Raw genomic sequence first — 23,199 nt, 5'->3', positions numbered from 1 at the left:
GCGCCACTTTTTCTTTCCCTGCGGCTATTTTCTTTTTTCCATAAGCAACTTTTAAGAAAAAACCCGTTCTTCACGGTTAACCGCAGTTTTAAGGCATTAAATGATTACTTTTTGCACTGAATTAATCAACCGTTCCCCTACCGCAGCGAGAAAAAGATTATCAGCTTTAAACTAATAAGAGGATTCTTAAAGACGCAAGGGGCGGCGGTGAATAACATGAATCTACTGTTTGAAATCAACCTACTGATTTTTAACAACCCTTTTTCCCCTGAGTAGAGTAAAGAATTGCTGTGTGTAGTCTTTGCCCATCCCCTGTGATGGGCTTTTTTTTTGCCTCAATGCTTTAAAATGTTAAGGCCAGCATCGCTGGCCTTAACTGTTTCACTTCGGTCACACTGGGCTTGCTGCGCAGCCGGATTTTAGCGCGTCAGGATGTTCGAGAAGCATGTAGCTCCGCCAGGTTTACCCATGTTTCCACCACGGTATCCGGGTTGAGCGACAGGCTATCTATACCCTGCTCCATCAGCCAGGCCGCAAAATCTTGGTGATCCGACGGTCCCTGACCACAAATGCCCACATATTTGCCCTGTTTTTTTGCCGCCTGGATCGACATAGCAAGCAAGGCTTTTACCGCATCGTTACGCTCGTCAAACAGTGCCGAGACAACGCCGGAATCGCGGTCAAGGCCCAGCGTGAGCTGCGTCATGTCGTTGGAGCCAATTGAGAAGCCGTCAAAATGCTCGAGGAACTGTTCTGCCAGTAAGGCGTTGGAAGGGATCTCGCACATCATGATGATTTTCAGCCCGTTTTCACCGCGCTTTAAACCCTGCCGGCCTAACTCTTCTACCACGGCCGCCGCCTGATCGACCGTCCTCACGAACGGCACCATAATTTCAACGTTGGTGAGCCCCATCTCGTTGCGTACGCGCTTCACGGCTTCGCACTCAAGCGCGAAGCAGTCGCGGAAGCTGTCAGCGACGTAGCGCCCTGCTCCGCGGAAGCCCAACATGGGGTTCTCCTCTTCGGGTTCATAACGCTCTCCGCCCACCAGATTGGCGTACTCGTTAGATTTAAAGTCAGAAAGACGCACGATAACCCGCTTTGGCGCAAATGCGGCGCCCAGCGTGGCAATACCTTCCGTGAGCCGCGCCACATAAAACTCAACCGGATTGTCAAAGCCTTTCATCATTTGACGAATCTGCGCCTGAATTTCAGGCGTTTGATCGTCAAATTCCAATAGCGCCCTGGGGTGTACACCAATCATGCGGTTAATAATAAACTCCAGACGCGCGAGGCCGACGCCTTCGTTAGGCAGACAGGCGAAATCAAAAGCGCGATCCGGGTTGCCGACGTTCATCATGATTTTCAGCGGTAGCGCGGGCAGCTTATCCACCTGCGAGCTGGTCACGTCAAAATCCAGTAGGTCTTGATACACATAGCCGGTATCGCCTTCGGCACAAGACACCGTCACCGCACGCCCATCTTGCAAATGGTCAGTGGCATCGCCACAGCCCACCACGGCCGGGATGCCGAGTTCGCGGGCGATAATTGCGGCGTGACAGGTGCGTCCTCCGCGATTAGTGACGATAGCGGCGGCCTTTTTCATGATCGGTTCCCAGTCGGGATCGGTCATATCGGTCACCAGCACATCGCCCTTTTCAATGCGATGCATTTCACTGATATCGTGGATAACCTTCACGGTGCCAGCCCCAATGCGGTGGCCAATAGCGCGCCCTTCAACCAGCACATTGCCTTTGCTCTGGAGGTTATAGCGTTCCATTACTTGGCCGTTTGAGCGCACCGTCTCTGGACGTGCCTGAACGATAAACAGCTTGCCGGTATGGCCGTCCTTCGCCCATTCGATGTCCATCGGCCGTTTGTAGTGCTGCTCAATCAATACCGCCTGATGCGCCAGCGCCTGCACTTCGTCGTCGGTCAGACTAAAGCGGTCACGCTCGCTAACATCGACATCTTCAATGCGCACTTGCTCGCCATGCTGCTGGGAATCGGCATAGACCATGCGAATCTTTTTTGAGCCCATAGTGCGCCGCACAATCGCCGGACGACCTGCGGCCAGCGTGGGTTTGTGAACGTAAAACTCATCCGGGTTCACCGCACCTTGCACCACCATCTCGCCCAAGCCAAACGCCGACGTGATAAACACCACCTGGTCGAAACCGGATTCAGTATCAATGGTAAACATGACACCCGAGGAGGCAAGATCGGATCGCACCATGCGCTGAATCCCCGCCGACAGCGCGACGCCGCGGTGGTCATAGCCCTGGTGTACGCGATAGGAGATAGCGCGATCGTTAAACAGCGAGGCGTAGACGTGTTTCACCGCCACCAGGATGGCCTCAAAACCCTGCACATTCAGGAACGTCTCCTGCTGACCGGCAAAAGACGCATCGGGCATATCTTCTGCCGTAGCGGAGGAGCGCACCGCAAACGAGGCCTCGGCATCATCGGCGGAGAGCTGCTCATAGGCCGCGCGAATGGCCTGTTCCAGTTCTGGCTGGAATGGCGTTTCCACTACCCACTGACGAATTTGCTTGCCGGCGACGGCCAGCGCTTCAACGTCATCAATCTCTGTCTTATCCAGCAATGCATAAATACGCTGGTTCAGTCCGCTTTGATCGAGAAACTGATTAAACGCCCAAGACGTGGTCGCGAAGCCGTTAGGCACGGATACGCCCAGCGACGACAAATTCGTAATCATTTCTCCCAGGGACGCATTTTTGCCTCCCACCCGATCAACATCATGCATGCCAAGCTGGTTATACCAGAGCACTAGCGACTGTTGGTCTTGATTGGACATTGAGATTATCCTTTTAAATGATTGGAGCACATGGAATATTTTGCTATTCGCCTCAGCAGCCTGGCACACTCGCAAAATAAAGACTAAGTGTTGAATCGTTAAAGCAGGAAAAGAAATTTAAATTCAGATTACTTCCCATTTAAAAGGATGTTGCGCAAGTGGACTATTTAGCGCTAACAAATTGCTTACGCTACATTTTTCAATGATTCATACACTTAACGCATGTTTCTGTTGCGCAACGCGCCGCCACTTTATTTAAGACAAAAAGAAAGGTGAGTAGAAAATAACGGAATTTTAAAATGGCATTTCATCTAAAATGGTATGAGCGGCGATAACCGCATTTCGCTGCGCTTAACGACAATATGGATATTCCATTTCAGATAACGTGACGATGAAATGAAATTGATAATGTGGCGTCCCGGTTACCCTTATAAGGAATGGCGAGAGCATGAGTACAGAACGCAGTGTCTTTTATATTTCTGATGGCACCGCCATTACGGCGGAAGTGCTAGGCCACGCGGTGCTCTCGCAGTTTCCGGTGGCGATCAATAGCGTCACCCTGCCGTTTGTCGAGAATGTGCAGCGCGCGCAGGCCGTTAAAGCGCAGATCAATGCGCTATATCAACAGAGCGGCGTTCGCCCGCTGGTGTTTTTCTCCATCGTCACGCCTGATGTGCGTGAGATCATTTTGCAAAGCGAGGGCTTCTGCCAGGATATCGTCCAGGCACTGGTGGCACCGCTGCAAAGCGAGCTGGGGGTGGCCTCGATGCCGGTCGCCCACCGAACGCACGGCCTGACCGCCAGCAATCTGGGAAAATATGACGCGCGTATCGCCGCCATTGATTATACGCTGGCGCATGACGACGGCATCTCGCTGCGAGGCCTTGAAGATGCGCAGGTCATTCTGCTGGGCGTCTCCCGCTGCGGCAAAACGCCCACCAGCCTCTACCTGGCGATGCAGTTTGGCGTGCGCGCCGCAAACTATCCCTTTATTGCTGACGATATGGATAATTTGACATTACCGCCGGCCCTGCGCGCGCATCAGCATAAACTGTTCGGGCTGACTATCGATCCAGAGCGTCTATCGGCTATCCGTCAAGAGCGAGCAGAAAATACGCGCTACGCCTCAATGCGCCAGTGCCGCCTTGAAGTAGGCGAAGTCGAAGCCTTATTCCGCACCCACCAGATACGCTATTTAAACAGCACCAATTATTCGGTGGAGGAAATTGCGACCAAAATTCTCGATATCATGGGACTGCGCCGCAGCATGTATTAATTGGCTCTCAGCCTGCGTAAAGGCGGGCTTCCGTTAAGATGGGCTGGCATTGCAAGTAGTGGCTTGAATTTGCGGACGTTTGCTTTATTGTGAATCTCATCACTTCCCGGTATTTCACCGCTGTGAAGACACTTTTTGAGAATCACCATGAACAAAACTGATGAGTTACGCACCGCGCGTATTGGAAGCCTGCTGACGCCAGCCGAACTGGCGGAGGCCCATCCCCTTGCACCTAACATCGCGGACAATATCACCGCTGCGCGTCAGCGCATCGCGCGCATTTTAACCGGCGCTGACCCGCGCCTGCTGGTGGTGATCGGCCCATGCTCGCTGCACGATCCGGTTGCCGCGCTGGAGTATGCGCAGCGCCTCAACGAGATGCGCGAGCGCTTTGCGGATCGTCTTGAGATCGTGATGCGCGCGTACTTTGAAAAGCCGCGCACGGTGGTCGGCTGGAAAGGGTTAATTTCCGATCCCGATCTGAACGGCAGTTTTGACGTCAATCGCGGTATCGCTATCGCGCGCAAGCTGCTGTTAGATATCAACGCCCTCGGCATGCCGACCGCCACCGAATTTCTGGATATGGTGATCGGGCAGTTTATTGCCGATTTGATTAGCTGGGGCGCCATCGGCGCGCGCACCACCGAAAGCCAAATTCACCGCGAGATGGCCTCGGCACTCTCCTGCCCGGTGGGATTCAAAAACGGCACCGACGGCAACGTTCAAATTGCCGTGGACGCCATTCGCGCGGCGCGCGCCAGCCACATGTTCCTCTCGCCGGATAAGCGTGGACAGATGACGATTTATCAGACCAGCGGAAACCCGCACGGTCACGTGATTTTGCGCGGCGGTCGCGCACCCAACTATCACGCGGAGGATGTCGCCGCCGCGGCCGCTAATCTGCGTCAATACGCCCTGCCGGAACAGTTGGTTATTGATTTTAGCCACGCAAACTGTCTGAAACAGCATCTGCGCCAGCGCGACGTCGCTGAGGATGTCGCCGCGCAAATTCGCGCCGGATCGTCCGCCATTGCCGGTGTGATGATTGAAAGTTTCTTGCAGGAGGGCAACCAGAAAGTCGTGTCCGGCGAACCCTTACGCTATGGCCAATCGATTACCGATCCCTGCCTTAGCTGGGCGCAGAGCGTGCAGGTGCTGGAAACGCTGGCTGCCGCTGTCGACAGCCGTTTCTGATGCGTTAGCTGGAGCAGCTGACCTCCAGCGTTTTTCCCCACTCCGGCGGCCGCTGGCGAAACGCTGCGTTCTCGGCAGTTTCGCTAAACGGCTGCTGTAACGCCGCATGCAGTGCCTTAAGCGCCGAGCGGTCGCCCTGCTCGACCTGTTCAATGACCTGCTGCGCGAGGTAATTGCGCAGCACCACCGCTGGGTTCGCCGCTTTCATTACCGCCTGTCGCTGTTCGTCAGAGGCGCCGTCCTGCAGCAGGCGCTCGCGATAGCGAGAATACCAGTGGTCGAACGCGTTACGATCGATAAACTCATCACGCAGCGGCGATCGATGCGCATGCTGTTGGGTGTCACTCAGCAGGCGGAAGGTCAGCGTATAGTCACTGTGTTCTTGGGTCATCAGCGACAGCAGTTCGGTCAGAATCGCGTTATCACGCTCGTCGGCCGTTAATAGCCCCAGCTTGGCGCGCATCTTTTCCCCCCACTCGCGCATCAATTCCGGCTCGTAATGGCTCAGCGCCTGCTTGAGCTGCTCGGTATTCATCAGTCCAGAAAGGGCGTGCGCCAGACGGTTCAGGTTCCACAGTCCAATCATCGGCTGATTATCAAACGCATAGCGTCCCTGATAATCGCTGTGGTTGCAGATAAAGTGAGGCTGGTAGTCGTCGAGGAAACCAAAGGGACCGTAATCCAGGGTCAGACCGAGAATTGACATGTTGTCCGTATTCATCACACCGTGTGCAAACCCCACGCTTTGCCACTGGGCGATCAGGCGTGCGGTGCGCTTCACGATGTCGGTAAACCATAGCGTATAACGATCGGCCTCCTCATGGAGTTGCGGCCAATGGTGACGGATCGCGTAATCGGCCAGCTGCTGCACCTTTTCTGGCTCACCGGCATACCAAAAGTGTTCGAAGTGGCCAAAGCGTAGGTGGCTCTCGGCAATCCGCATCAGCATAGCGCCGCGCTCTGTGGTTTCGCGGTAGACCGGCTCATCGCCGATGGCCAGCGTCAACGCGCGCGTGGTCGGGATCCCTAAATGATGCAAGGCTTCCGAGGCAAGAAATTCGCGCACGCTGGAGCGGATCACTGCCCGTCCGTCTCCCATGCGTGAATAAGGGGTTAAGCCTGCGCCTTTCAGATGCCAATCCAGCTTACGTCCGTTTGCCAGCCGCTGCTCACCCAATAAAATCCCGCGCCCATCGCCTAATTGCCCGGCCCAGACGCCAAACTGATGGCCGCTGTAAACCTGTGCCAGCGGCGACATGCCCGGCAGCAGCGCCTGGCCGCTCCAGACCCCGTGTCCCGCTCCGGTAAATAGAGACGGATCCAGCGCCATCTCGTTCGCCAGCACGGCGTTATGATAAAACAGCTGCCCGCCCTGTAACGGCGAAGGCGTCAGCGCGCTATAAAAGCCCTGTAGCTCTTGCTGCCACGTGTTAACAAATTGCATCGGCACTCCAAAGGTGCGCGCGAAAGCGCCACCCGTAATGCGTAAAGAGGATGATCTAGTGTAGCGTTGACCCTGTGCGGAAGACAGGTTTAGCGGATTATTGCTGCGAAGGGGTAAGCAGATGGCCGTCGAGCGCGATCAGCTCGTGTAAGTGCTCGGCTTTAACCACTGAAAAAAGGCTGCCTTGAAAAAGTGCCCCGTTTAGCATGCTGACTTTTTCCAGCATTGCATTGTCATCGACGCCACAGATAATCAACTGATTGGTGTAGTCAGAAAAATTATCAATTATGGCCTGAATAAAAGGTATAAAAGATGCACGTTTAGCCAAGTCCTGAATAAATGCCTTATCCAGTTTGAGCACCGAAAACAGATTTTCGTAAACCGCCGTCGCGGGGGATTTCCCGGCACCAAATTGCGAAAGCGACAGCGGAAATTGCTGCTGCAGCGCGGCTAATAACGGTTGCTTACGGCCTAAAGATAAGTGCGGAAACGTTTCGCTGATATCAAACACCACAAAGGGAAGCTGTTTGAATTTTCTTAGCAAAAATTCACTGTCTAATAGCGTATGGGCCAACGAATCATCAATTCTCACCAGTGCCAAAACTTGATGTAGCTCAAAAAAGTCGCGGTACTTTTCGAGAAGCATAATCTGGCTTTGCAGTAATCGTAATTGCTGAGCAACATCTAATTGAGGCAGTAACAAATCTTGCGGCACAGTAACAGGCGCGCTTTCATGCACAAATTGCGTGACCAGTTCGACCGCAGTCAGCTGGCCCGCGAGAGAATATACAGGATAAAACCAAGTTTCCGACTGATAGTCGGCCGACAAATGCACTTTCATTTTTTTAGCCAGAAGCTGTGGCAATTGGCGCATCGTATATCAACGAAAACCCACAGGCAATAGGACCAAACGTTTAAAGAGACGCCGTTTTTGTGCCCGATTTGCCGGTTATGTGTGTCCAATAATACTTAAGCCAAATAGCGCGGTTGGAATATCCATACGGGTGTATTAATACTGTACTTATTTTTAGTATTTATTAGCCGCTGGGTAAAGTGCCATTTTTAATGAGAGTTAATTTTTGAAAAAGAATGCGAAAGTCATCGACATAAAATTGGCCTTTTCTTGTAAACGAAATAAATATTCGTCATCGCATCAGATGCGTCGCGCCTGCCAAAATACCTTGCGCCAATAAACATTATTCAGCGATGAGCGAATCACCCCCTGACTGGTTGAGGCGTGAATAAAGGTATCGTCCGTATCATAAATGCCTACATGTAAGCCGTTTTCACCGCTGCCGGTTTTAAAGAACACCAGATCGCCTGGCAGCAGGTCGCGTTTATCAATCCGCGCGCCGATATCGGTCTGCGCCAGCGTAGATCGCGGCAGCTGCAGGTCAAATCGGTCGCGGAAGGTCACATAAACAAAGCCTGAACAATCGATGCCGCGTCGGCTCAGGCCGCCGTAGCGATAAGGCGTACCGCGCCAGTGTCTCAGCTGGTCGTTTAGCTGCGCAATCACCGCAATCGAGTCTGACAGTCGCCCATTAGGCGGAGGCGCGCGATGACCACTACAGCCCGCCAGCAGCAGTACCAAAACAACCACAATGATGCGCATCCGATGATCCCTTAATCCTTTGGTCGGCAGACACTTTAGCCAAAAAGCAGGCGCGCAGGCAATGGCATTCAGAGGGGGTAGAGGATCGGACCTTGCGGGGTGTCAATTCGCCCCATGCCGGTTTGGTAGACGTCGGCGAGCGCATCGACGGTTAACACCTGTGCAGCGGGCCCTTCTGCGATAAGATTTCCCCCCTGCAACAGCCAGACGCGGTCTGCACGACGCAGACTGTGATTGAGGTCGTGACTGCTGGCGATCACGGTAATGCCGGCCTGACATAAGGTGCGCACCACATTATCCACGTTCCCCTGCTGTGCCACATCCAGTGCTGACATCGGCTCATCCAAAATCAGGATGCGGCCAAGCGGGTTGATGGCAGGGTGAATTTGCAGCGTCACGGCGGCAAGGCGTACGCGCTGCCACTCACCGCCGGAAAGTTGCGTCACCTTGCGTGTGAGTTTGTCCTCAAGTCCTAGCTGGGTAGTGAGGGTGTGCAGTACTTCATCAACTGGCGTACTCCCTGCGGTGAGATGCATCCGCAGGTAGTGCCACACCGGCAGCGTGCCGGGCACGGGCTGCTGCTGCGGCAGCCAGGCTCGGTAACGCGCCAGCGCCTTACCCCCGAGCGCCGACAGCGGTTTGCCATCAAGCGTTACCTTGCCCGCTGCAGGCTGCAGGCCGGCGAGTACGCTCAGCAGCGTGCTTTTCCCCGCGCCGTTAGGGCCGACGACGTGTACGCATTCGCCTGCACGTGCGCACACCGTCAGCGGCCCCAGTCGACCTGGCACGCTGACGTCCATGCCCATCAACCGCATTTAGGCGGCCAGCGCCTGTTCAATCTGCTTCAGAATGATTGGATCGTCCGGGCTCATATCGGGTGAGAAGCGCGCGATCACCTCACCCTGCTTGTTGATCAGGAATTTTTCAAAATTCCACAGAATATCGCCCTCTTCTTTGGGCGCGCGCCCTTTACTCACCATGCGTGCCAAGAACTCGCTGCGCTCAGGACGCTGCGCATCCGGCTGTGCCGCCACCAGCTGCGCATAGAGCGGATGACGATGCGCGCCGTTGACGTCGGTTTTGGCAAACAGCGGGAAGGTCACGCCATAGGTGGTGCTGCAGAAGGTTTTGATCTCCTCGTGACTGCCGGGCTCTTGTTCAAGAAACTGATTGCACGGGAAACCCAATACGCTGAAGCCCCTATCCTGCCAGGCGCGCTGCAGCGACTCAAGCTGCGTATATTGCGGTGTCAATCCGCATTTAGACGCCACGTTCACCACCAGCAATACCTTGCCTTGAAACGGTTCGAGTGAGGTTTTCTCACCCTCCAGCGTCACCACGTCGGTCTGATAAATGCTCATCATTCATTCCTGTTCACGGTTGCACAAAGCCAGCTAAGACTGGCGAGAGGTTTTTATTAATAACGCAATAAAGAGGGGCGCGCCAAGTGTGGCGGTGACCACGCCAATCGGCAGCTCGGCTGACGTCAGCACCATGCGGGCCAGTACGTCAGCCGCGAGCAACACGGTCGCCCCCGCCAGCGCCGCAGCGGGCAGCAGATAGCGGTGATCGCTGATACCACTTAATCGCAACAGATGCGGGATCACTAATCCCACAAAGCCAATGGCGCCGGCTAAGGCGACGCTCACGCCCACCAGCCATCCCATCGACAATACCAGCACATTGCGCCAGAGCCGCAGCGACAGACCCAGCTGGCGCGCCGAGGTTTCTCCTAGCGCCAGCTGATTAAGGATGCGTGATGTCCCGAGCAGCAGCAGCATCACCGGCAGCAGTGCCAGCATCATCCACCCATAGCGCCAGTCGATGCCGCTAAAGCCGCCCATCATCCAGTACATTAACTGACGCAGATCCAGACTGGTGCTGAAATACACGGCCCACGTCATGATGGCACTGCAGATGATGCCCAGCGCGACGCCGGTCAACAACAGGCGACTCGACGAAAGCTGCCGATGCGCAAAGTGCAGCAGGATGGCGGTGATCAACAGTGCACCTGCCATTGCCGCCAGCGCCAGACTCCAGAGTGAGCCGCTGCCCAGCATCACGCCCAGCACCAAGCCAATTCCGGCGCCGTTGGACACGCCCAGCAATCCAGGTTCGGCTAAAGGATTGTTGAACAGCGCCTGCATCACCACGCCGCACAGTGCCAGCGCAGCGCCCGTGAGCAGCACTGCCAGGGTGCGCGGCAGACGCAGCTGCCAGATAAAGAGTTCACCGCTGTTGGAAAACCACCGATTGGGAAGGATCCAGCTATCACCGGCGCAGAGGCTCAAGACAACGAGCAGCAGCAGCAGCAGCGCCAGCGCGACAAGGGTGCGCCGACTGCGGCAGTCGGCTTGGTGAGCAAGCTGATCCAGCAAGGTCATAGAGAAGATTGGCTGAGAAAACAGAGCATTGATTGTAGTGAGATCGCGGTAAAAAGATAGTCGCGCCGCGGTGATTAGGGTCGCCAGTGGCGTAAGCAACAAACGTGGAGCTGACCTGTACCAGACGCAATAAAAAAGGCCGCTAAGCGGCCTTTTTGTAAACTGAATTTAGTCAGCATCCTTGGGTGACGCGTTTTCAACCCGGCTTTTCAACTTCTGGCCGGGACGGAAGGTCACCACGCGACGCGCGGTAATAGGAATATCCTCGCCCGTCTTAGGGTTACGGCCAGGACGTTGGTTTTTGTCGCGCAGATCAAAGTTACCAAATCCGGACAGTTTAACCTGTTCTCCATTTTCCAACGCGCGGCGAACTTCCTCAAAAAAAAGCTCAACCAACTCTTTGGCGTCGCGTTTGCTCAACCCGAGTTTCTCAAACAGGTACTCTGACATTTCAGCTTTTGTAAGCGCCATAGGTTCAATCCCTCAAGGTTGCCTGGAATCGCTCTTTTAATGCCGCAACGCATTTGGCAACGGTCGCGGCAATCTCCTCTTCTTCGAGTGTCCGGCTGGTATCCTGCAAAATCAGGCTAATCGCAAGGCTCTTTTCACCTTCGTTTACGCCCTTACCACGGTACACGTCAAACAAGTTTACGCCAACTACCTGATTTACGCCAACTTTCTTACACTCTGCGATGATATCTGCTGCAGGGACGCTTTCGGCCACGACCACAGCGATATCACGACGGTTGGCCGGGAAGCGTGAAATCTCGCGCGCGTCAGGCAAGACGCGGTCTGACACCTTATTCCAAAGCAGTTCAAACACTAAGGTGCGACCATTGAGATCAAGCTTGCGTTCCAGCTCTGGATGAACCACGCCAATAAAACCGATGCGCTCTTCCTGTAAATAAATTGCCGCGCTCTGGCCCGGGTGGAGCGCCGGGTTCGCTTCAGCGCGGAATGAAATCTGATCGAGCTTGCCGGTTAACTCCAACAGCGACTCTAAATCGCCTTTCAAATCATAGAAGTCAACCGCCTGGCGCGCCAGGTCCCAGTGCTCTTCGTGGCGGTTACCGCTGAGTACGCCGGCCAGCATAAGATCCTGACGAATACCCAAATCAGCTTGCGTATCCGGCACAAAGCGCAGACCGCTTTCAAACAGGCGCACACGCCCCTGCTGGCGGTTTTGGTTATACACTACCGCACCCAGCAATCCGGTCCACAGTGACAGGCGCATCGCAGACATATCGCTGGAGATGGGGCTTGGCAAAATCAACGCCTCTTCGCCCGGATGCAGCAATTGTTGAAGCTTAGGATCGACAAAGCTGTAGGTGATCGCCTCTTGATAGCCCTTATCCACCAGCAGCTGCTTGGCACGCTTCAGCGACAGCGCGGCTTCACGGTGGTGAGTCATGATCAGGTTAGCCTTCACCGGCACATCAGGGATGTTGTTGTAGCCGTAAACGCGTGCCACTTCCTCGACCAGGTCTTCCTCAATGGCCATGTCAAAACGCCACGACGGTGCCACGGCCTTCCACTCGCCGCTGCCCACCGTCACGTCACAGCCCAGACGCGTCAGAATATCCGTGACCTGCTCATCGGCAATCACGTGACCAATCAGGCGATCAAGCTTTTCACGACGCAGCGTGATGGTGGCCCGCGCAGGCAGCCGATCGGTGGCGGTCTGGTCGATCACCGGGCCCGCTTCACCGCCGCAGATATCCAGCAGCAGCTGAGTGGCACGCTCCAGCGCACGGTATTGCAGCGCCGGATCGACGCCGCGCTCGTAGCGGTGTGACGCATCGGTATGAAGACCGTGACGGCGCGCACGTCCAGTAATAGACAGCGGATCAAAGAACGCGCACTCAAACAGCACATTGCGCGTTTCCTGATTCACACCCGAATGTTCGCCACCAAAAATGCCGGCCATGGCCAGCGCCTGCTGATGGTCGGCGATCACTAGCGTGTCACTGCTGAGTTTGGCTTCGGTGCCGTCAAGCAGCGTCAGCGCTTCGCCCTCTTCCGCCATGCGCACGACGATCCCGCCCTGAATACGATCGAGATCGAAAGCGTGCATGGGCTGGCCCAGCTCCAGCAGAACATAGTTAGTGATATCCACCACCGGATCGATCGAACGAATACCGCAGCGGCGCAGTTTTTCGCGCATCCACAGCGGCGTAGCAGCGTTAACGTCGATGCCTTTTACCACCCGTCCCAGATAGCGCGGGCAGGCTGCGGTAGCGTCTACGCGAATTGGGAAAGTATCGCCGATCGTTGCTTTAACCGGGACTACGGCAGGTTCCGCCAGCGGCAGGCCGTTCATCACCGCCACATCGCGGGCAACACCGATGATGCCCAGGCAGTCCGCGCGGTTTGGCGTGACGCTGATTTCAATGGTGTTGTCGTTGAGCTGCAAATAGTCGCGGATATCGGTGCCCACAGGCGCATCGGCAGGCAGCTCAATAATGCCATTGTGATCGTCTGAAATCCCCAGCTCGGAGAAGGAGCAGAGCATCCCTTCTGACGGCTCACCGCGCAGTTTCGCCGCTTTAATTTTAAAGTCGCCTGGCAGCACGGCACCCACCGTCGCCACCGCCACTTTTAACCCCTGACGGCAGTTAGGCGCACCGCAGACGATATCCAACAGGCGATCGCCGCCCACATTGATTTTAGTGACGCGCAGTTTGTCGGCATTGGGGTGCTGACCGCACTCAACGACTTCGCCAACGACCACGCCGTGAAACGCGCCCGCGACCGGTTCAACGCCGTCGACTTCAAGGCCCGCCATGGTGATTTGATCTGACAGCGCAGCGCTATCAAGGGCTGGATTTACCCATTCGCGTAACCAGAGTTCACTGAATTTCATTGGATAACCTGCCCTTATTTAAATTGTTTGAGGAAACGTAAATCATTTTCGAAGAAGGCGCGTAAGTCGGTAACGCCATAGCGCAACATGGTCAGGCGCTCCATGCCCATACCAAAGGCAAAGCCAGAATAAATTTCCGGATCGATGCCGACGTTGCGCAGCACATTCGGATGCACCATTCCGCAGCCCAGCACTTCCAGCCATTTGCCGTTTTTGCCCATGACGTCCACCTCGGCGGAGGGTTCGGTAAACGGGAAATACGAGGGACGGAAGCGGATCTGCAAGTTCTCTTCAAAGAAGTTGTTGAGAAAATCGTGCAGCGTGCCTTTGAGGTTGGTAAAGCTGATGTCTTTATCAACGATCAGCCCTTCCATCTGATGGAACATTGGCGTATGGGTCTGATCGTAATCGTTGCGGTAGACACGGCCCGGCGCGATGATGCGAATCGGCGGCTGTTGGGTTTTCATGGTACGGATCTGCACGCCGGACGTTTGGGTGCGCAACAGGCGCGTGGCGTCAAACCAGAAGGTATCGTGATCGGCGCGTGCCGGATGATGGCCTGGAATGTTCAGCGCATCAAAGTTGTGGTAGTCATCTTCAATTTCCGGCCCGGTAACCACCGCAAAGCCCAGCTCGCCAAAGAAGTTTTCAATACGATCAATTGTGCGCGTGACGGGATGCAGCCCGCCATTTTCAATGCGGCGCCCAGGCAGCGAAACGTCAATGGTCTCTGCCGCCAGGCGTTGATTCAGCGCTGCGCTCTCAAGCATAGCCTTGCGCGCATTCAGGTGCTCTTGCACCTGCTGCTTAGCCTCATTGATCACTGCACCCGCCGCGGGGCGCTCTTCGGCTGGTAGCTCACGCAGGGTGGTCATTTGCAGCGTCAGATGGCCTTTCTTACCTAAAAATTCGACGCGCACGGCGTCCAGAGCGGCGATATCCGACGCCTCGTCAATGGCGGCCGTGGCACGGGCCACCAGGTCTGCGAGTTGGGACATGATTTCCTCTTCTTCCAGCCTGGGCTGGTCAGTTCTCATTGGGATCGTCAGATCCGATTTAGTGTCGCCAGAAACAAAAAAGCCTCCACGAGGGAGGCTTTTAGCGCGATTTTTCGTTTCTTTTCTTATGCGCAAAAGCCCCTGATTTTCAGGCGCTAAAGTAAAAAAAGAAACGGAAAACAGCCGCGTGCATGCTTGTTGTACCTTGTTTAAACGGAAACCGCACTATTGAAATGCGCGAGCGTGAAAATGTCAATCTTTTGCGTGGGTTGCAGACAATAAAAAAGGGAGCAAGCTCCCTTTTTTACCTGACTTACGCCAGAGCTGATTTCGCTTTTTCAACCAGTGCAGTAAATGTCACTTTGTCGAATACGGCGATGTCGGCCAGGATCTTACGGTCAATTTCAATGGACGCTTTTTTCAGGCCATTGATGAAACGGCTGTAAGAGATACCGTTCTGACGCGCTGCAGCGTTGATACGTGCGATCCACAGCTGACGGAACTGACGCTTACGCTGACGACGGTCACGGTAAGCATACTGACCAGCTTTGATAACAGCCTGGAAGGCAACGCGGTAAACACGTGAACGTGCACCGTAGTAGCCTTTAGCTTGTTTTAAGATTTTTTTGTGACGTGCGCGAGCAATTACACCACGTTTTACGCGAGCCATGTGAGCTCTCCTGTTTCAATATTCTGTGAATGTCCCGCCATCTCTCCGATTGCCGTGCTCAGGCGAATCCTCTGCGCTATACGCTGACCGACGTCAGCATGAGCGAGAATGGTGCCATAGCGCTGCAAGCGTAAATCTGCCGGGGGAACTAAAAAATGTTTACTTATGCGTATGGCAGGCAGGCAACAACCAGGCCCAGATCGCCTTTAGACACCATGCCTTTCGGACGCAGGTGACGTTTACGCTTGGTAGACTTTTTAGTCAGAATATGACGCAGGTTAGCGTGCTTACGCTTGAAGCCGCCAGAAGCGGTCTTCTTGAAGCGCTTAGCGGCGCCACGTACAGTTTTAATCTTTGGCATTTTTACAAATATCCACTTCGCATTGTTAATAAAATGAATCAGACAGGCGAATAACTGCCACACAGCGCGAGCGCTGCGCGGCATTATTACTTGAAAGCCTACTGCTTCTTCTTCGGTGCGAGCACCATGATCATCTGACGGCCTTCGATCTTCGTAGGGAAGGATTCGACCACTGCCAGTTCACCCAGATCTTCTTTCACGCGGTTAAGCACTTCCATACCGATCTGCTGGTGCGCCATCTCACGACCACGGAAACGCAGCGTGATTTTGGCTTTATCGCCCTCTTCCAGAAAACGAATCAGGCTGCGGAGTTTTACCTGATAGTCGCCTTCGTCGGTACCAGGACGGAATTTAACTTCCTTGACCTGGATAACTTTCTGCTTCTTCTTCTGTTCCTTAGAAGACTTACTCTTTTCATAAAGGAACTTGCCGTAATCCATAATACGGCAAACCGGCGGTTCGGCGTTCGGGCTGATTTCAACTAAATCTACGCCAGCTTCTTCTGCTTTCTCAATTGCTTCACGCAGTGAGACAATGCCAAGTTGCTCGCCGTCTACGCCAGTTAAGCGCACTTCGGTAGCACGGATTTCGCCGTTGATACGGTTCGGACGCGTCGGTTGTACTCGTTTTCCGCCTTTAATAACCTTATTCCTCTAATTGGTGAAGATGTCGGCTGCGAATCTCTTGTTGCAGCTTCTCAACAAACACATCTACGTCCATGCTCCCGAGGTCTTTACCACGGCGGGTGCGCACGGCAACTTTGCCTGCTTCCACCTCTTTCTCACCGCAGACCAGCATATAAGGGACGCGACGTAATGTGTGCTCGCGGATTTTAAAGCCTATCTTCTCGTTTCTCAAGTCTGCTTTGACACGAATGCCAGCATTCTGCAATTTCTTTGTCAATTCACTGACATATTCTGCCTGACTGTCGGTGATATTCATTACCACAGCCTGAACTGGCGCCAGCCAGCTCGGGAAGAAGCCTGCGAACTCTTCAGTCAGGATACCGATGAAGCGCTCCATCGATCCCAGAATGGCACGGTGAATCATCACAGGCGTCTGGCGATCGTTGTTTTCACCTACATAGGTGGCTTCCAGACGTTTTGGCAGGGAGAAGTCTAGCTGAACGGTGCCACACTGCCATGCGCGATCGAGGCAATCATACAGCGTAAACTCAATTTTCGGGCCGTAGAACGCCCCTTCTCCCGGCTGGTATTCAAACGGAATACCGTTTTCCTTCAGCGCTTCCGCCAGGTCAACTTCCGCACGGTCCCACATCTCGTCGGTGCCAATGCGTTTCTCTGGACGCGTAGACAGCTTGACCACGATTTTTTCGAAACCGAAGGTGCTGTACATGTCATAGACCATACGGATGCAGCTGTTCACTTCATCGCGCACCTGGTCTTCTGTACAGAACACGTGAGCATCATCTTGAGTAAAGCCACGCACGCGCATCAAACCGTGCAGCGCGCCTGACGGCTCGTTGCGGTGGCAGCTGCCAAACTCCGCCATACGCAGCGGCAGATCGCGATAGGACTTCAGACCCTGATTGAAGATCTGCACGTGCCCAGGACAGTTCATTGGCTTAATGCAATATTCACGATTCTCAGAAGACGTCGTAAACATCGCTTCTTTGTAGTTTTCCCAGTGCCCGGTTTTTTCCCACAGCACGCGGTCCATCATGAACGGACCTTTAACTTCCTGGTAGTCGTACTCTTTCAGCTTGGTGCGTACAAAGACTTCCAGCTCGCGGAAAATGGTCCAGCCATCGTTGTGCCAGAACACCATGCCCGGTGCTTCTTCCTGCATGTGGTAGAGATCAAGCTGCTTACCGATTTTACGGTGGTCACGCTTGGCCGCCTCTTCCAGACGCTGCAGATAGGCTGCCAGCTGTTTTTTATCAGCCCAGGCGGTGCCGTAAATACGCTGCAGCATTTTGTTTTCACTGTTTCCACGCCAGTAAGCGCCAGCAATTTTCTGCAGTTTGAAATGGTGACAGAACCGCATGTTCGGCACGTGCGGACCGCGGCACATGTCGATATATTCTTCATGATGATACAGGCCAGGACGATCGTCATGGCTGATGTTTTCGTCAAGAATGGTGGTTTTATAGCTTTCGCCTCGCGCCGCGAATACATCGCGCGCTTCCTGCCAGCTCACCTTTTTCTTCACAACATCGTAATTGCTCTCAGCCAGCTGGTGCATACGCTTTTCCAGCTGCTCCAGATCTTCCTGCGTCAGGGTATGGTCGAGATCGACGTCATAATAGAAGCCGTTATCGATTACCGGACCAATGGCCATTTTGGTATGGGGCCACAGCTGTTTAATCGCATGACCGAGCAGGTGTGCGCATGAGTGACGAATAATTTCCAGACCGGCTTCGTCTTTCGCGGTAATGATCGCGACCTGCGCGTCTTCGGTAATGGGATCAACGGCATCAACCAGTTCGCCATTCACGCGGCCGGCAATACAGGCTTTCGCCAGGCCGGGGCCGATATCAAGCGCAATGTCCATGACGCTGACCGGACCATCAAACACACGTTGGCTGCCATCAGGAAGCGTAATTACTGGCATTTCATATCCTTAATTGCAGTGGTAAGCCACACGAAAGCCTACATGCAACATTCAGTTCTGTGGAGTTGCCCGGCGTGATGTCAGACCCACATTGTCGGAATGACGCCAGGAATATAAAGCGGCGAGGATGATACCAGTTTTAGGCAGTGAGCAAAACCCATGAAATGCGGCTAAGCCACAGAGAGATCGAAAAAAACCGCCGCGAGTGGTGGCAACACGGCGGTTTTACGTTCCGCTCGCTTACATAGAATAAGAGAGCTGAATAGTGGTTTTGGTGTCGGTGCGGTCCGGCGCAGATTCCGGCGGATTGTTGTTCCAGGTGACGTTATACGCCATTTTCAGCGCGAAATGGTCGTTGATGGCCACCTGAAGACCGGTTTCGGAGTTCAGGGTAGTATCTTCGCCAAAGCTGCTCAATACCGAAACACCCTGAATAAATTTCGTGGTGTCGGTCAGCTGCCACTGATAGCTCAGGGCACCGTAGCCGAGCGCCTTGGTTTCGTGTCCACCATCATGGAAATCGTCATAACGCACACCCGGACCAAATTCCGCACGCAGCGAATGGATTGGGCCATTGAGGATCTGACGACCATAACCGGCGGTCAGTACGTCGCGCGAATCGTAACCATTGTAGCGATCGCTCAGCCAGCTCGCCTGGCCAAACAGGTAATCTGCGCTGTTCAGGTTGTAGCGGCTACGACCACCAATGTTGTAGGTTTCAGACGAACGCTCATCATTGGACGAGTTATTCGCTGCGTTACCCCACAAACTGTAAGCGGTATTGGTTTGGTACCACGTCATATTAGTGGCGGCACTCAGCGTTGAGCTGGTGGTGTTACCCGTCTGCGCCATGTAACCGGCAGAGGCGGTGCCTTCGAACGGTTTTTTAGCCGTGGAAGGATCATCCATTGAAGTAAAAACGGCGTTATCGGCCATAGCCTGGTGACAAAATGCGCCAGCAGAGAGCAACAAAACAGCGGACAACTTATTGAAGGCTTTCATTAATGTAACCCGTACGACAGTTTAAAAAACAGTGAGTCTGAAGCGTTTTCCCAGCCAATCAATGCAATTTACCGTAAGTTTTGTAAAAAATTATGATACTGCCGGAAACGTCAGATGTTGCGCCTTTCGCGCGGTGCGAATGGAAGTGTTCCCATTATCGCGGCGCATTATAAAAGGCAATTAAAGAAATACCAGCGCAATTGCACGAAGAATTTTCCCACTGCCCAAACCAGAAAAGACCATTTTATCATCACGAGGTGAGCAGAATTCGCTCAATTCCGCGCTCTGCGCTACGCTGAAATCGGTTCTATAACAGCGAGGTGAAACATGAGCGATCGTACGCTAACGCGGTATATCGTCACATTCCACTACCACGAACACGGTTTAGGTGACCTGCAGTCGCTTAACAGCGCCATGGTCAATGCGGGGTATAGCACCACGTTACACGATGAGCAGGGGTACCCCCATGAATTGGGCACCAACAGCTATGGCATCGTCAGCGCACTGAATGAACACGAACTCGCGGCGCAGGCAAGCGGCCTCGCTGCCGCGGCCCTGCACCAACAGCCTGAAGTCGACGTCACAACGCTGGAGGCGTTCCTGAAAGCCCACGCGTCGCCAAAGTAACCACAATAGCGCGGCAACCAGCAGCACGTTACACGCAAACTTACGCAGCGAATAAAGAGGATAACCCCATGTGGTCAGCCATTAGTCGACTGTTAAGCGAATACGCCGGTGAAGCCGAGATCACCGAACGCCATGCGCTTCCCGGTGGCGATGTTCACCCTGCCTGGCGTATTCGCTATGGCAATTTGGACGTGTTTGTAAAGTGCAACACCCGCGATATGTTGAACCTGTTCCGCTGGGAAGCCGATCAACTGGACTTGCTGGCCCGTACCCAAACGGTTCGGGTGCCCAAGGTCTATGGCGTGGGACACCATCGGGACGGCAGTTTTCTTCTGCTGGAATACATCCCGCCTCTGCCGTTGAACGAAGCTTGCGCGCGCCAGCTGGGCGAGCAGCTGGCCCACCTGCACCAATGGAGCGAACAGCCGCAGTTCGGTCTCGATTTTGATAACAACATCACCACCACATTACAGCCAAACAGCTGGCTGCGACGCTGGTCAGCGTTTTTTGCCGAGCAGCGCATTGGCTGGCAGCTTCAGCTGGCGGTCGAGAAAGGCCTTGATTATGGCAATGCCGATCTTATCGTTGACAGCGTGCAGCAGCGGCTGGCCAATCATCATCCTCAGCCCTCTCTGCTGCACGGTGATTTATGGCCCGCAAACTGCGCCGGAAGTCCTGATGGCCCCTGGCTGTACGACCCCGCCTGCTACTGGGGCGATCGGGAATGCGATCTCGCCATGCTGGGTTACTACGCTACGCTGCCGCGACAGATTTATGAAGGCTATAGCGCGGTTTGGCCGCTGCCCGAGGGGTTCTCGCAGCGACAGCCGGTTTATCAACTTTATTACTTGCTGAACCGCGCCAATGTGTTTGGCGGCGGCTGGATAGACGAGGCGCAGTTTGCCATTGACCAGCTGCTGGCAGAATCCGCCTTAGCGGCTCAGCACGCGAAGCCGGCGTAAAAGGTTAAATCATGCCCAGCAGCTTGAGCACAAAGTACCCTGCCACCGCAATGATCACAGGCAAAATATAAAGCGGAAAGATTTGCAGGAAAACGGTGTGGCGCGGTAGGCGGATTTTTTCTTCCAGCTGGGCGCGTGTACGCCCTTCGCTGCCTTTCGTCTGTTCGAGAATAAGCTGATCCTCAATCCCCTCTTTTACATGGCGCGACTGGCGCCACATGCGGGCGCCAGATGCCTGGAGCGCGATACCAAGAAAAATCAGCAGATAGATAAGCCAAAAGCCGATATTGGCGCTGCCGTTGAAGTCGGGCACCGGTGAGTTATGCCAGAACACGTTCAAAAAAGGCGTGTTGAACCGCACCATATCCACCATGACGTGCACAAAATCCAGCATGACCGCATCAATGCCCGGCTGCTTTTCGCTGTGCTTGAACATAAAGCCAAGGATAGAGATCAGGGTGGAGAGCAGCGCGGGGATAAAGATTATCCAGCCGGCCACGCGCTTGAGGATGGCAATGCGGCCAGCCTGTTGGTAAGTCATGGTGTTTCCCTTCGCAGAATGTCGTTTTGCCCCTAAGTCTACCTGCACTGTGCTTTTTTTTCCTGAAAAATGCGTTACCTGGCCGTAAGTCGGCTTTGCACGACTGGCATGATAAGGTAAAGACACATCTTAAGAGGGAGTAAGACATGGCTTATCGTCGTCCGACAGTGGCTGCTATTTTCGATATGGATGGACTGCTGATTGATTCAGAACCGCTGTGGGATCGCGCAGAGCTGGCGACCCTTGCCAGCGTGGGTGTCGATGTATCGCGACGCCACGAACTCCCGGATACGCTGGGTCTGCGCATCGACCAGACGGTGCGGCTCTGGTATGACGCGTTTCCCTGGCAGGGGCCAAGTCAGGCAGACGTTGCTGAGCGCATCATTACGCACACGCTCGCGCAAATTGAAGCCACGCGTCCGCTGCTGCCGGGCGTTGAGCAGGCCCTGCAGCGCTGTCAGCAGCAGGGATTACGCATCGCCCTCGCCTCCGCCTCGCCGCTGCATATGCTGGAGCGGGTGCTCGAGATCTTTAATCTGCGTCACTATTTTTCCGCGCTGGCGTCAGCGGAAACGCTGCCCTACAGTAAGCCGCATCCGCAGGTCTATCTTGATGCGGCGGCGAAACTGGATGTTGATCCGCTGCAGTGCGTCACCTTCGAAGATTCGTTCAACGGCATGATCGCCACAAAAGCCGCGCGAATGCGATCTATTGTGGTGCCCGCCGCCCAACATCGCGATGATGGGCGCTGGGCGCTGGCAGAGGTCAAATTGGACTCGCTGCTGGCGCTCCGTTCTGAACATCTTTTTGACTAACTCACCTTTCAGTTAGGGCATGCGCATCGTGCTCATGCCCCGCTTGACCCAGATCCGATCCGTGGCGCAAATAAGACGCTGATCCTTTCATGCCATCGTCCTTCACCCCTTCATGATGAGCACCGACGTTTTTCTGGCCTCCGCGATCGCGGATAACGTTCAGGGCTGCAGGCTGGCGCTGGAAGGGAAAAGGCTGACGCGTTCAATAGCCGCACTTTTTCTGCCTCAACGTGTAGCAGGGAAAAAAGCACTTTTTTAACGCTTAGTTACACCGTCACCGTTCTCATTTACTGGATAAATCCCTATACTGGATGCATTGACAGTTTTTGCAGCCAGGTTTCTCATGACGGCCGAAGGCCATATCATTTTCGCCATTGCTAGCGCGATCTTCGCCAAGCGCGCGGAGTTAACGCCAGTGCTGGCCAGCGCTGACTGGTGGCATCTGGTGCCGGCTGCGTTGTTGACCTGCCTGCTGCCCGATATTGACCACCCTAAATCGCTTCTCGGCCAGCGGCTAAAGTGGATTTCACAGCCCATTGCACGTGCCTTTGGGCATCGCGGCTTTACCCACAGTCTACTGGCGGTGGCCGTTAGCCTTTGGCTATTTCAGGTTAATGTACCGGCAGACTGGCTATTGCCAGCGGATGTGCTGCAGGGTATGACGCTGGGCTACTTAAGTCATATTGTCGCCGATATGCTGACGCCCGCCGGGGTACCGCTGCTATGGCCTATCCGCATGCGTTTTCGGTTTCCGGTACTCAACAGCCAAAAAGGTAACCAGCTTGAGCGCGTATTGTGCCTGGCGCTGGTGGGCTACGCCCTCTGGTTCCCCGCCGGGATGCCGACGTTTGGTGCAAACGGTTGGCCTGAACAGCTGTTTAGTACGCTACAAAATGGCGTTGGTCGCATTATCAATACGCGAAGCGACTAAAAAAAGCGCAAATTGCAGCATTAAGTTATAAGCCATTCTTTTTGGGTATAAGCCTGCACTTTCGTGAACTGGTAACATTCCTGACATTCCCTGACGGGAACTTACTGTTCTCCGCTCCCTTTAC

At 54.4% G+C, this 23,199-nt stretch carries 23 protein-coding genes, 1 other RNA gene and 1 other annotated feature; of the genes, 7 read left to right on the top strand and 17 right to left on the bottom strand.

The features are described 5' to 3' along the window. Positions 1-224: 224 nt before the first annotated feature. An RNA gene (gene rprA, locus LU196_RS11950) (antisense sRNA RprA) lies at positions 225-333 on the top strand. A 94-nt stretch (positions 334-427) separates the two neighbouring features. Here the strand turns inward: rprA and ppsA are convergent. Continuing rightward, on the bottom strand, positions 428-2,818 hold the full coding sequence (gene ppsA / locus LU196_RS11945) for a phosphoenolpyruvate synthase (protein WP_232757611.1): 2,391 nt from the start codon (positions 2,816-2,818) through the stop codon (positions 428-430). Between the two features lie 448 nt (positions 2,819-3,266). On the opposite strand from ppsA, the gene LU196_RS11940 reads away from it, so the two are divergent. Both LU196_RS11940 and LU196_RS11935 read left to right on the top strand, forming a co-directional pair. Next, positions 3,267-4,094 carry a pyruvate, water dikinase regulatory protein gene (locus LU196_RS11940; RefSeq protein ID WP_232757612.1) on the top strand — a complete coding sequence of 276 codons (828 nt, stop codon included), beginning with the start codon at positions 3,267-3,269 and terminating at the stop codon, positions 4,092-4,094. 147 nt (positions 4,095-4,241) lie between these two features. Continuing rightward, complete coding sequence (locus tag LU196_RS11935) at positions 4,242-5,288, top strand: 3-deoxy-7-phosphoheptulonate synthase (protein ID WP_232757613.1); 1,047 nt, start codon at positions 4,242-4,244, stop codon at positions 5,286-5,288. 4 nt (positions 5,289-5,292) lie between these two features. Here LU196_RS11935 and LU196_RS11930 read toward each other — a convergent pair whose 3' ends face one another. From LU196_RS11930 to LU196_RS11860, 15 genes are all read right to left on the bottom strand, one after another. Continuing rightward, on the bottom strand, positions 5,293-6,732 hold the full coding sequence (locus LU196_RS11930) for a YdiU family protein (protein ID WP_232757614.1): 1,440 nt from the start codon (positions 6,730-6,732) through the stop codon (positions 5,293-5,295). A 97-nt stretch (positions 6,733-6,829) separates the two neighbouring features. After that, positions 6,830-7,573, bottom strand: coding sequence for an EAL domain-containing protein (locus LU196_RS11925; protein WP_370640999.1), 744 nt, complete (start codon positions 7,571-7,573; stop codon positions 6,830-6,832). 312 nt (positions 7,574-7,885) lie between these two features. After that, positions 7,886-8,347 carry an NlpC/P60 family protein gene (locus tag LU196_RS11920; protein ID WP_232757616.1) on the bottom strand — a complete coding sequence of 154 codons (462 nt, stop codon included), beginning with the start codon at positions 8,345-8,347 and terminating at the stop codon, positions 7,886-7,888. Between the two features lie 68 nt (positions 8,348-8,415). Beyond that, the gene (btuD, locus tag LU196_RS11915; protein WP_232757617.1) at positions 8,416-9,162 is read right to left on the bottom strand and encodes a vitamin B12 ABC transporter ATP-binding protein BtuD; all 747 of its coding nucleotides are present in this window, start codon (positions 9,160-9,162) and stop codon (positions 8,416-8,418) included. Then, positions 9,163-9,708, bottom strand: coding sequence for a glutathione peroxidase (locus LU196_RS11910; RefSeq protein ID WP_232757618.1), 546 nt, complete (start codon positions 9,706-9,708; stop codon positions 9,163-9,165). Between the two features lie 33 nt (positions 9,709-9,741). Further along, entirely contained in the window at positions 9,742-10,731 is a 990-nt protein-coding gene (gene btuC / locus LU196_RS11905; RefSeq protein WP_232757619.1) for a vitamin B12 ABC transporter permease BtuC, read from the bottom strand. 168 nt (positions 10,732-10,899) lie between these two features. Continuing rightward, a complete protein-coding gene (gene ihfA, locus LU196_RS11900; protein ID WP_021506246.1) occupies positions 10,900-11,202 on the bottom strand; it encodes an integration host factor subunit alpha in 303 nt (100 codons plus the stop codon). 4 nt (positions 11,203-11,206) lie between these two features. After that, positions 11,207-13,594 carry a phenylalanine--tRNA ligase subunit beta gene (pheT, locus tag LU196_RS11895; RefSeq protein ID WP_232757620.1) on the bottom strand — a complete coding sequence of 796 codons (2,388 nt, stop codon included), beginning with the start codon at positions 13,592-13,594 and terminating at the stop codon, positions 11,207-11,209. A gap of 14 nt (positions 13,595-13,608) precedes the next feature. Then, positions 13,609-14,592, bottom strand: a complete 984-nt coding sequence (gene pheS / locus LU196_RS11890; protein WP_232757621.1) for a phenylalanine--tRNA ligase subunit alpha — start codon at positions 14,590-14,592, stop codon at positions 13,609-13,611. 72 nt (positions 14,593-14,664) lie between these two features. Continuing rightward, positions 14,665-14,791 (bottom strand) — a sequence feature (Phe leader region). Next, a complete protein-coding gene (pheM, locus tag LU196_RS11885) occupies positions 14,741-14,785 on the bottom strand; it encodes a pheST operon leader peptide PheM (protein ID WP_232758228.1) in 45 nt (14 codons plus the stop codon). (Overlaps the previous feature by 45 nt.) A gap of 114 nt (positions 14,792-14,905) precedes the next feature. Next, positions 14,906-15,262: a 50S ribosomal protein L20 gene (gene rplT / locus LU196_RS11880; RefSeq protein ID WP_007892678.1), complete on the bottom strand. Its 357-nt coding sequence runs from the start codon at positions 15,260-15,262 to the stop codon at positions 14,906-14,908. 163 nt (positions 15,263-15,425) lie between these two features. Continuing rightward, on the bottom strand, positions 15,426-15,623 hold the full coding sequence (rpmI, locus tag LU196_RS11875; RefSeq protein ID WP_006118955.1) for a 50S ribosomal protein L35: 198 nt from the start codon (positions 15,621-15,623) through the stop codon (positions 15,426-15,428). Between the two features lie 98 nt (positions 15,624-15,721). Continuing rightward, positions 15,722-16,264, bottom strand: coding sequence for a translation initiation factor IF-3 (infC, locus tag LU196_RS11870; RefSeq protein WP_232758229.1), 543 nt, complete (start codon positions 16,262-16,264; stop codon positions 15,722-15,724). Between the two features lie 4 nt (positions 16,265-16,268). After that, the gene (thrS, locus tag LU196_RS11865) at positions 16,269-18,197 is read right to left on the bottom strand and encodes a threonine--tRNA ligase (protein WP_232757622.1); all 1,929 of its coding nucleotides are present in this window, start codon (positions 18,195-18,197) and stop codon (positions 16,269-16,271) included. Between the two features lie 240 nt (positions 18,198-18,437). Continuing rightward, positions 18,438-19,199 (bottom strand): YdiY family protein, encoded by a 762-nt coding sequence (locus LU196_RS11860; protein ID WP_232757623.1) that lies wholly within the window; start codon positions 19,197-19,199, stop codon positions 18,438-18,440. A gap of 327 nt (positions 19,200-19,526) precedes the next feature. Here LU196_RS11860 and ghoS point away from each other — a divergent pair, with 327 nt between their 5' ends. Together ghoS and LU196_RS11850 are read left to right on the top strand one after the other, a co-directional pair. Further along, entirely contained in the window at positions 19,527-19,826 is a 300-nt protein-coding gene (gene ghoS, locus LU196_RS11855; RefSeq protein ID WP_232757624.1) for a type V toxin-antitoxin system endoribonuclease antitoxin GhoS, read from the top strand. A 68-nt stretch (positions 19,827-19,894) separates the two neighbouring features. Then, complete coding sequence (locus LU196_RS11850) at positions 19,895-20,788, top strand: fructosamine kinase family protein (protein ID WP_232757625.1); 894 nt, start codon at positions 19,895-19,897, stop codon at positions 20,786-20,788. A 4-nt stretch (positions 20,789-20,792) separates the two neighbouring features. Here LU196_RS11850 and LU196_RS11845 read toward each other — a convergent pair whose 3' ends face one another. Continuing rightward, positions 20,793-21,329 carry a YniB family protein gene (locus LU196_RS11845; protein WP_232757626.1) on the bottom strand — a complete coding sequence of 179 codons (537 nt, stop codon included), beginning with the start codon at positions 21,327-21,329 and terminating at the stop codon, positions 20,793-20,795. Positions 21,330-21,475: 146 nt separating this feature from the next. On the opposite strand from LU196_RS11845, the gene hxpB reads away from it, so the two are divergent. Further along, positions 21,476-22,144 carry a hexitol phosphatase HxpB gene (hxpB, locus tag LU196_RS11840; protein WP_232757627.1) on the top strand — a complete coding sequence of 223 codons (669 nt, stop codon included), beginning with the start codon at positions 21,476-21,478 and terminating at the stop codon, positions 22,142-22,144. 343 nt (positions 22,145-22,487) lie between these two features. After that, entirely contained in the window at positions 22,488-23,075 is a 588-nt protein-coding gene (locus tag LU196_RS11835) for a metal-dependent hydrolase (protein ID WP_232757628.1), read from the top strand. Positions 23,076-23,199: the final 124 nt, after the last annotated feature.

This window comes from Pantoea sp. Mb-10 (assembly GCF_021272205.1).
Lineage (GTDB): Bacteria > Pseudomonadota > Gammaproteobacteria > Enterobacterales > Enterobacteriaceae > Pantoea.
Note: the sequence above shows the minus strand (reverse complement) of the source record. Positions and strands in the feature narration are given on the sequence as shown.

Excerpts from the sequence above, each read along its gene's own strand:
- ghoS (WP_232757624.1), top strand. The coding sequence starts at position 19,527 with ATGAGCGATCGTACGCTAACGCGGTATATCGTCACATTCCACTACCAC.
- LU196_RS11845 (WP_232757626.1), bottom strand. The coding sequence starts at position 21,329 with ATGACTTACCAACAGGCTGGCCGCATTGCCATCCTCAAGCGCGTGGCC.
- pheT (WP_232757620.1), bottom strand. The coding sequence starts at position 13,594 with ATGAAATTCAGTGAACTCTGGTTACGCGAATGGGTAAATCCAGCCCTT.
- LU196_RS11930 (WP_232757614.1), bottom strand. The coding sequence starts at position 6,732 with ATGCAATTTGTTAACACGTGGCAGCAAGAGCTACAGGGCTTTTATAGC.
- LU196_RS11935 (WP_232757613.1), top strand. The coding sequence starts at position 4,242 with ATGAACAAAACTGATGAGTTACGCACCGCGCGTATTGGAAGCCTGCTG.
- LU196_RS11835 (WP_232757628.1), top strand. The coding sequence starts at position 22,488 with ATGACGGCCGAAGGCCATATCATTTTCGCCATTGCTAGCGCGATCTTC.
- rpmI (WP_006118955.1), bottom strand. The coding sequence starts at position 15,623 with ATGCCAAAGATTAAAACTGTACGTGGCGCCGCTAAGCGCTTCAAGAAG.
- LU196_RS11940 (WP_232757612.1), top strand. The coding sequence starts at position 3,267 with ATGAGTACAGAACGCAGTGTCTTTTATATTTCTGATGGCACCGCCATT.
- btuD (WP_232757617.1), bottom strand. The coding sequence starts at position 9,162 with ATGCGGTTGATGGGCATGGACGTCAGCGTGCCAGGTCGACTGGGGCCG.
- rplT (WP_007892678.1), bottom strand. The coding sequence starts at position 15,262 with ATGGCTCGCGTAAAACGTGGTGTAATTGCTCGCGCACGTCACAAAAAA.
- LU196_RS11925 (WP_370640999.1), bottom strand. The coding sequence starts at position 7,573 with ATGAAAGTGCATTTGTCGGCCGACTATCAGTCGGAAACTTGGTTTTAT.
- btuC (WP_232757619.1), bottom strand. The coding sequence starts at position 10,731 with ATGACCTTGCTGGATCAGCTTGCTCACCAAGCCGACTGCCGCAGTCGG.
- LU196_RS11920 (WP_232757616.1), bottom strand. The coding sequence starts at position 8,347 with ATGCGCATCATTGTGGTTGTTTTGGTACTGCTGCTGGCGGGCTGTAGT.
- thrS (WP_232757622.1), bottom strand. The coding sequence starts at position 18,197 with ATGCCAGTAATTACGCTTCCTGATGGCAGCCAACGTGTGTTTGATGGT.
- LU196_RS11850 (WP_232757625.1), top strand. The coding sequence starts at position 19,895 with ATGTGGTCAGCCATTAGTCGACTGTTAAGCGAATACGCCGGTGAAGCC.
- LU196_RS11910 (WP_232757618.1), bottom strand. The coding sequence starts at position 9,708 with ATGAGCATTTATCAGACCGACGTGGTGACGCTGGAGGGTGAGAAAACC.
- LU196_RS11860 (WP_232757623.1), bottom strand. The coding sequence starts at position 19,199 with ATGAAAGCCTTCAATAAGTTGTCCGCTGTTTTGTTGCTCTCTGCTGGC.
- hxpB (WP_232757627.1), top strand. The coding sequence starts at position 21,476 with ATGGCTTATCGTCGTCCGACAGTGGCTGCTATTTTCGATATGGATGGA.
- ihfA (WP_021506246.1), bottom strand. The coding sequence starts at position 11,202 with ATGGCGCTTACAAAAGCTGAAATGTCAGAGTACCTGTTTGAGAAACTC.
- ppsA (WP_232757611.1), bottom strand. The coding sequence starts at position 2,818 with ATGTCCAATCAAGACCAACAGTCGCTAGTGCTCTGGTATAACCAGCTT.
- pheS (WP_232757621.1), bottom strand. The coding sequence starts at position 14,592 with ATGTCCCAACTCGCAGACCTGGTGGCCCGTGCCACGGCCGCCATTGAC.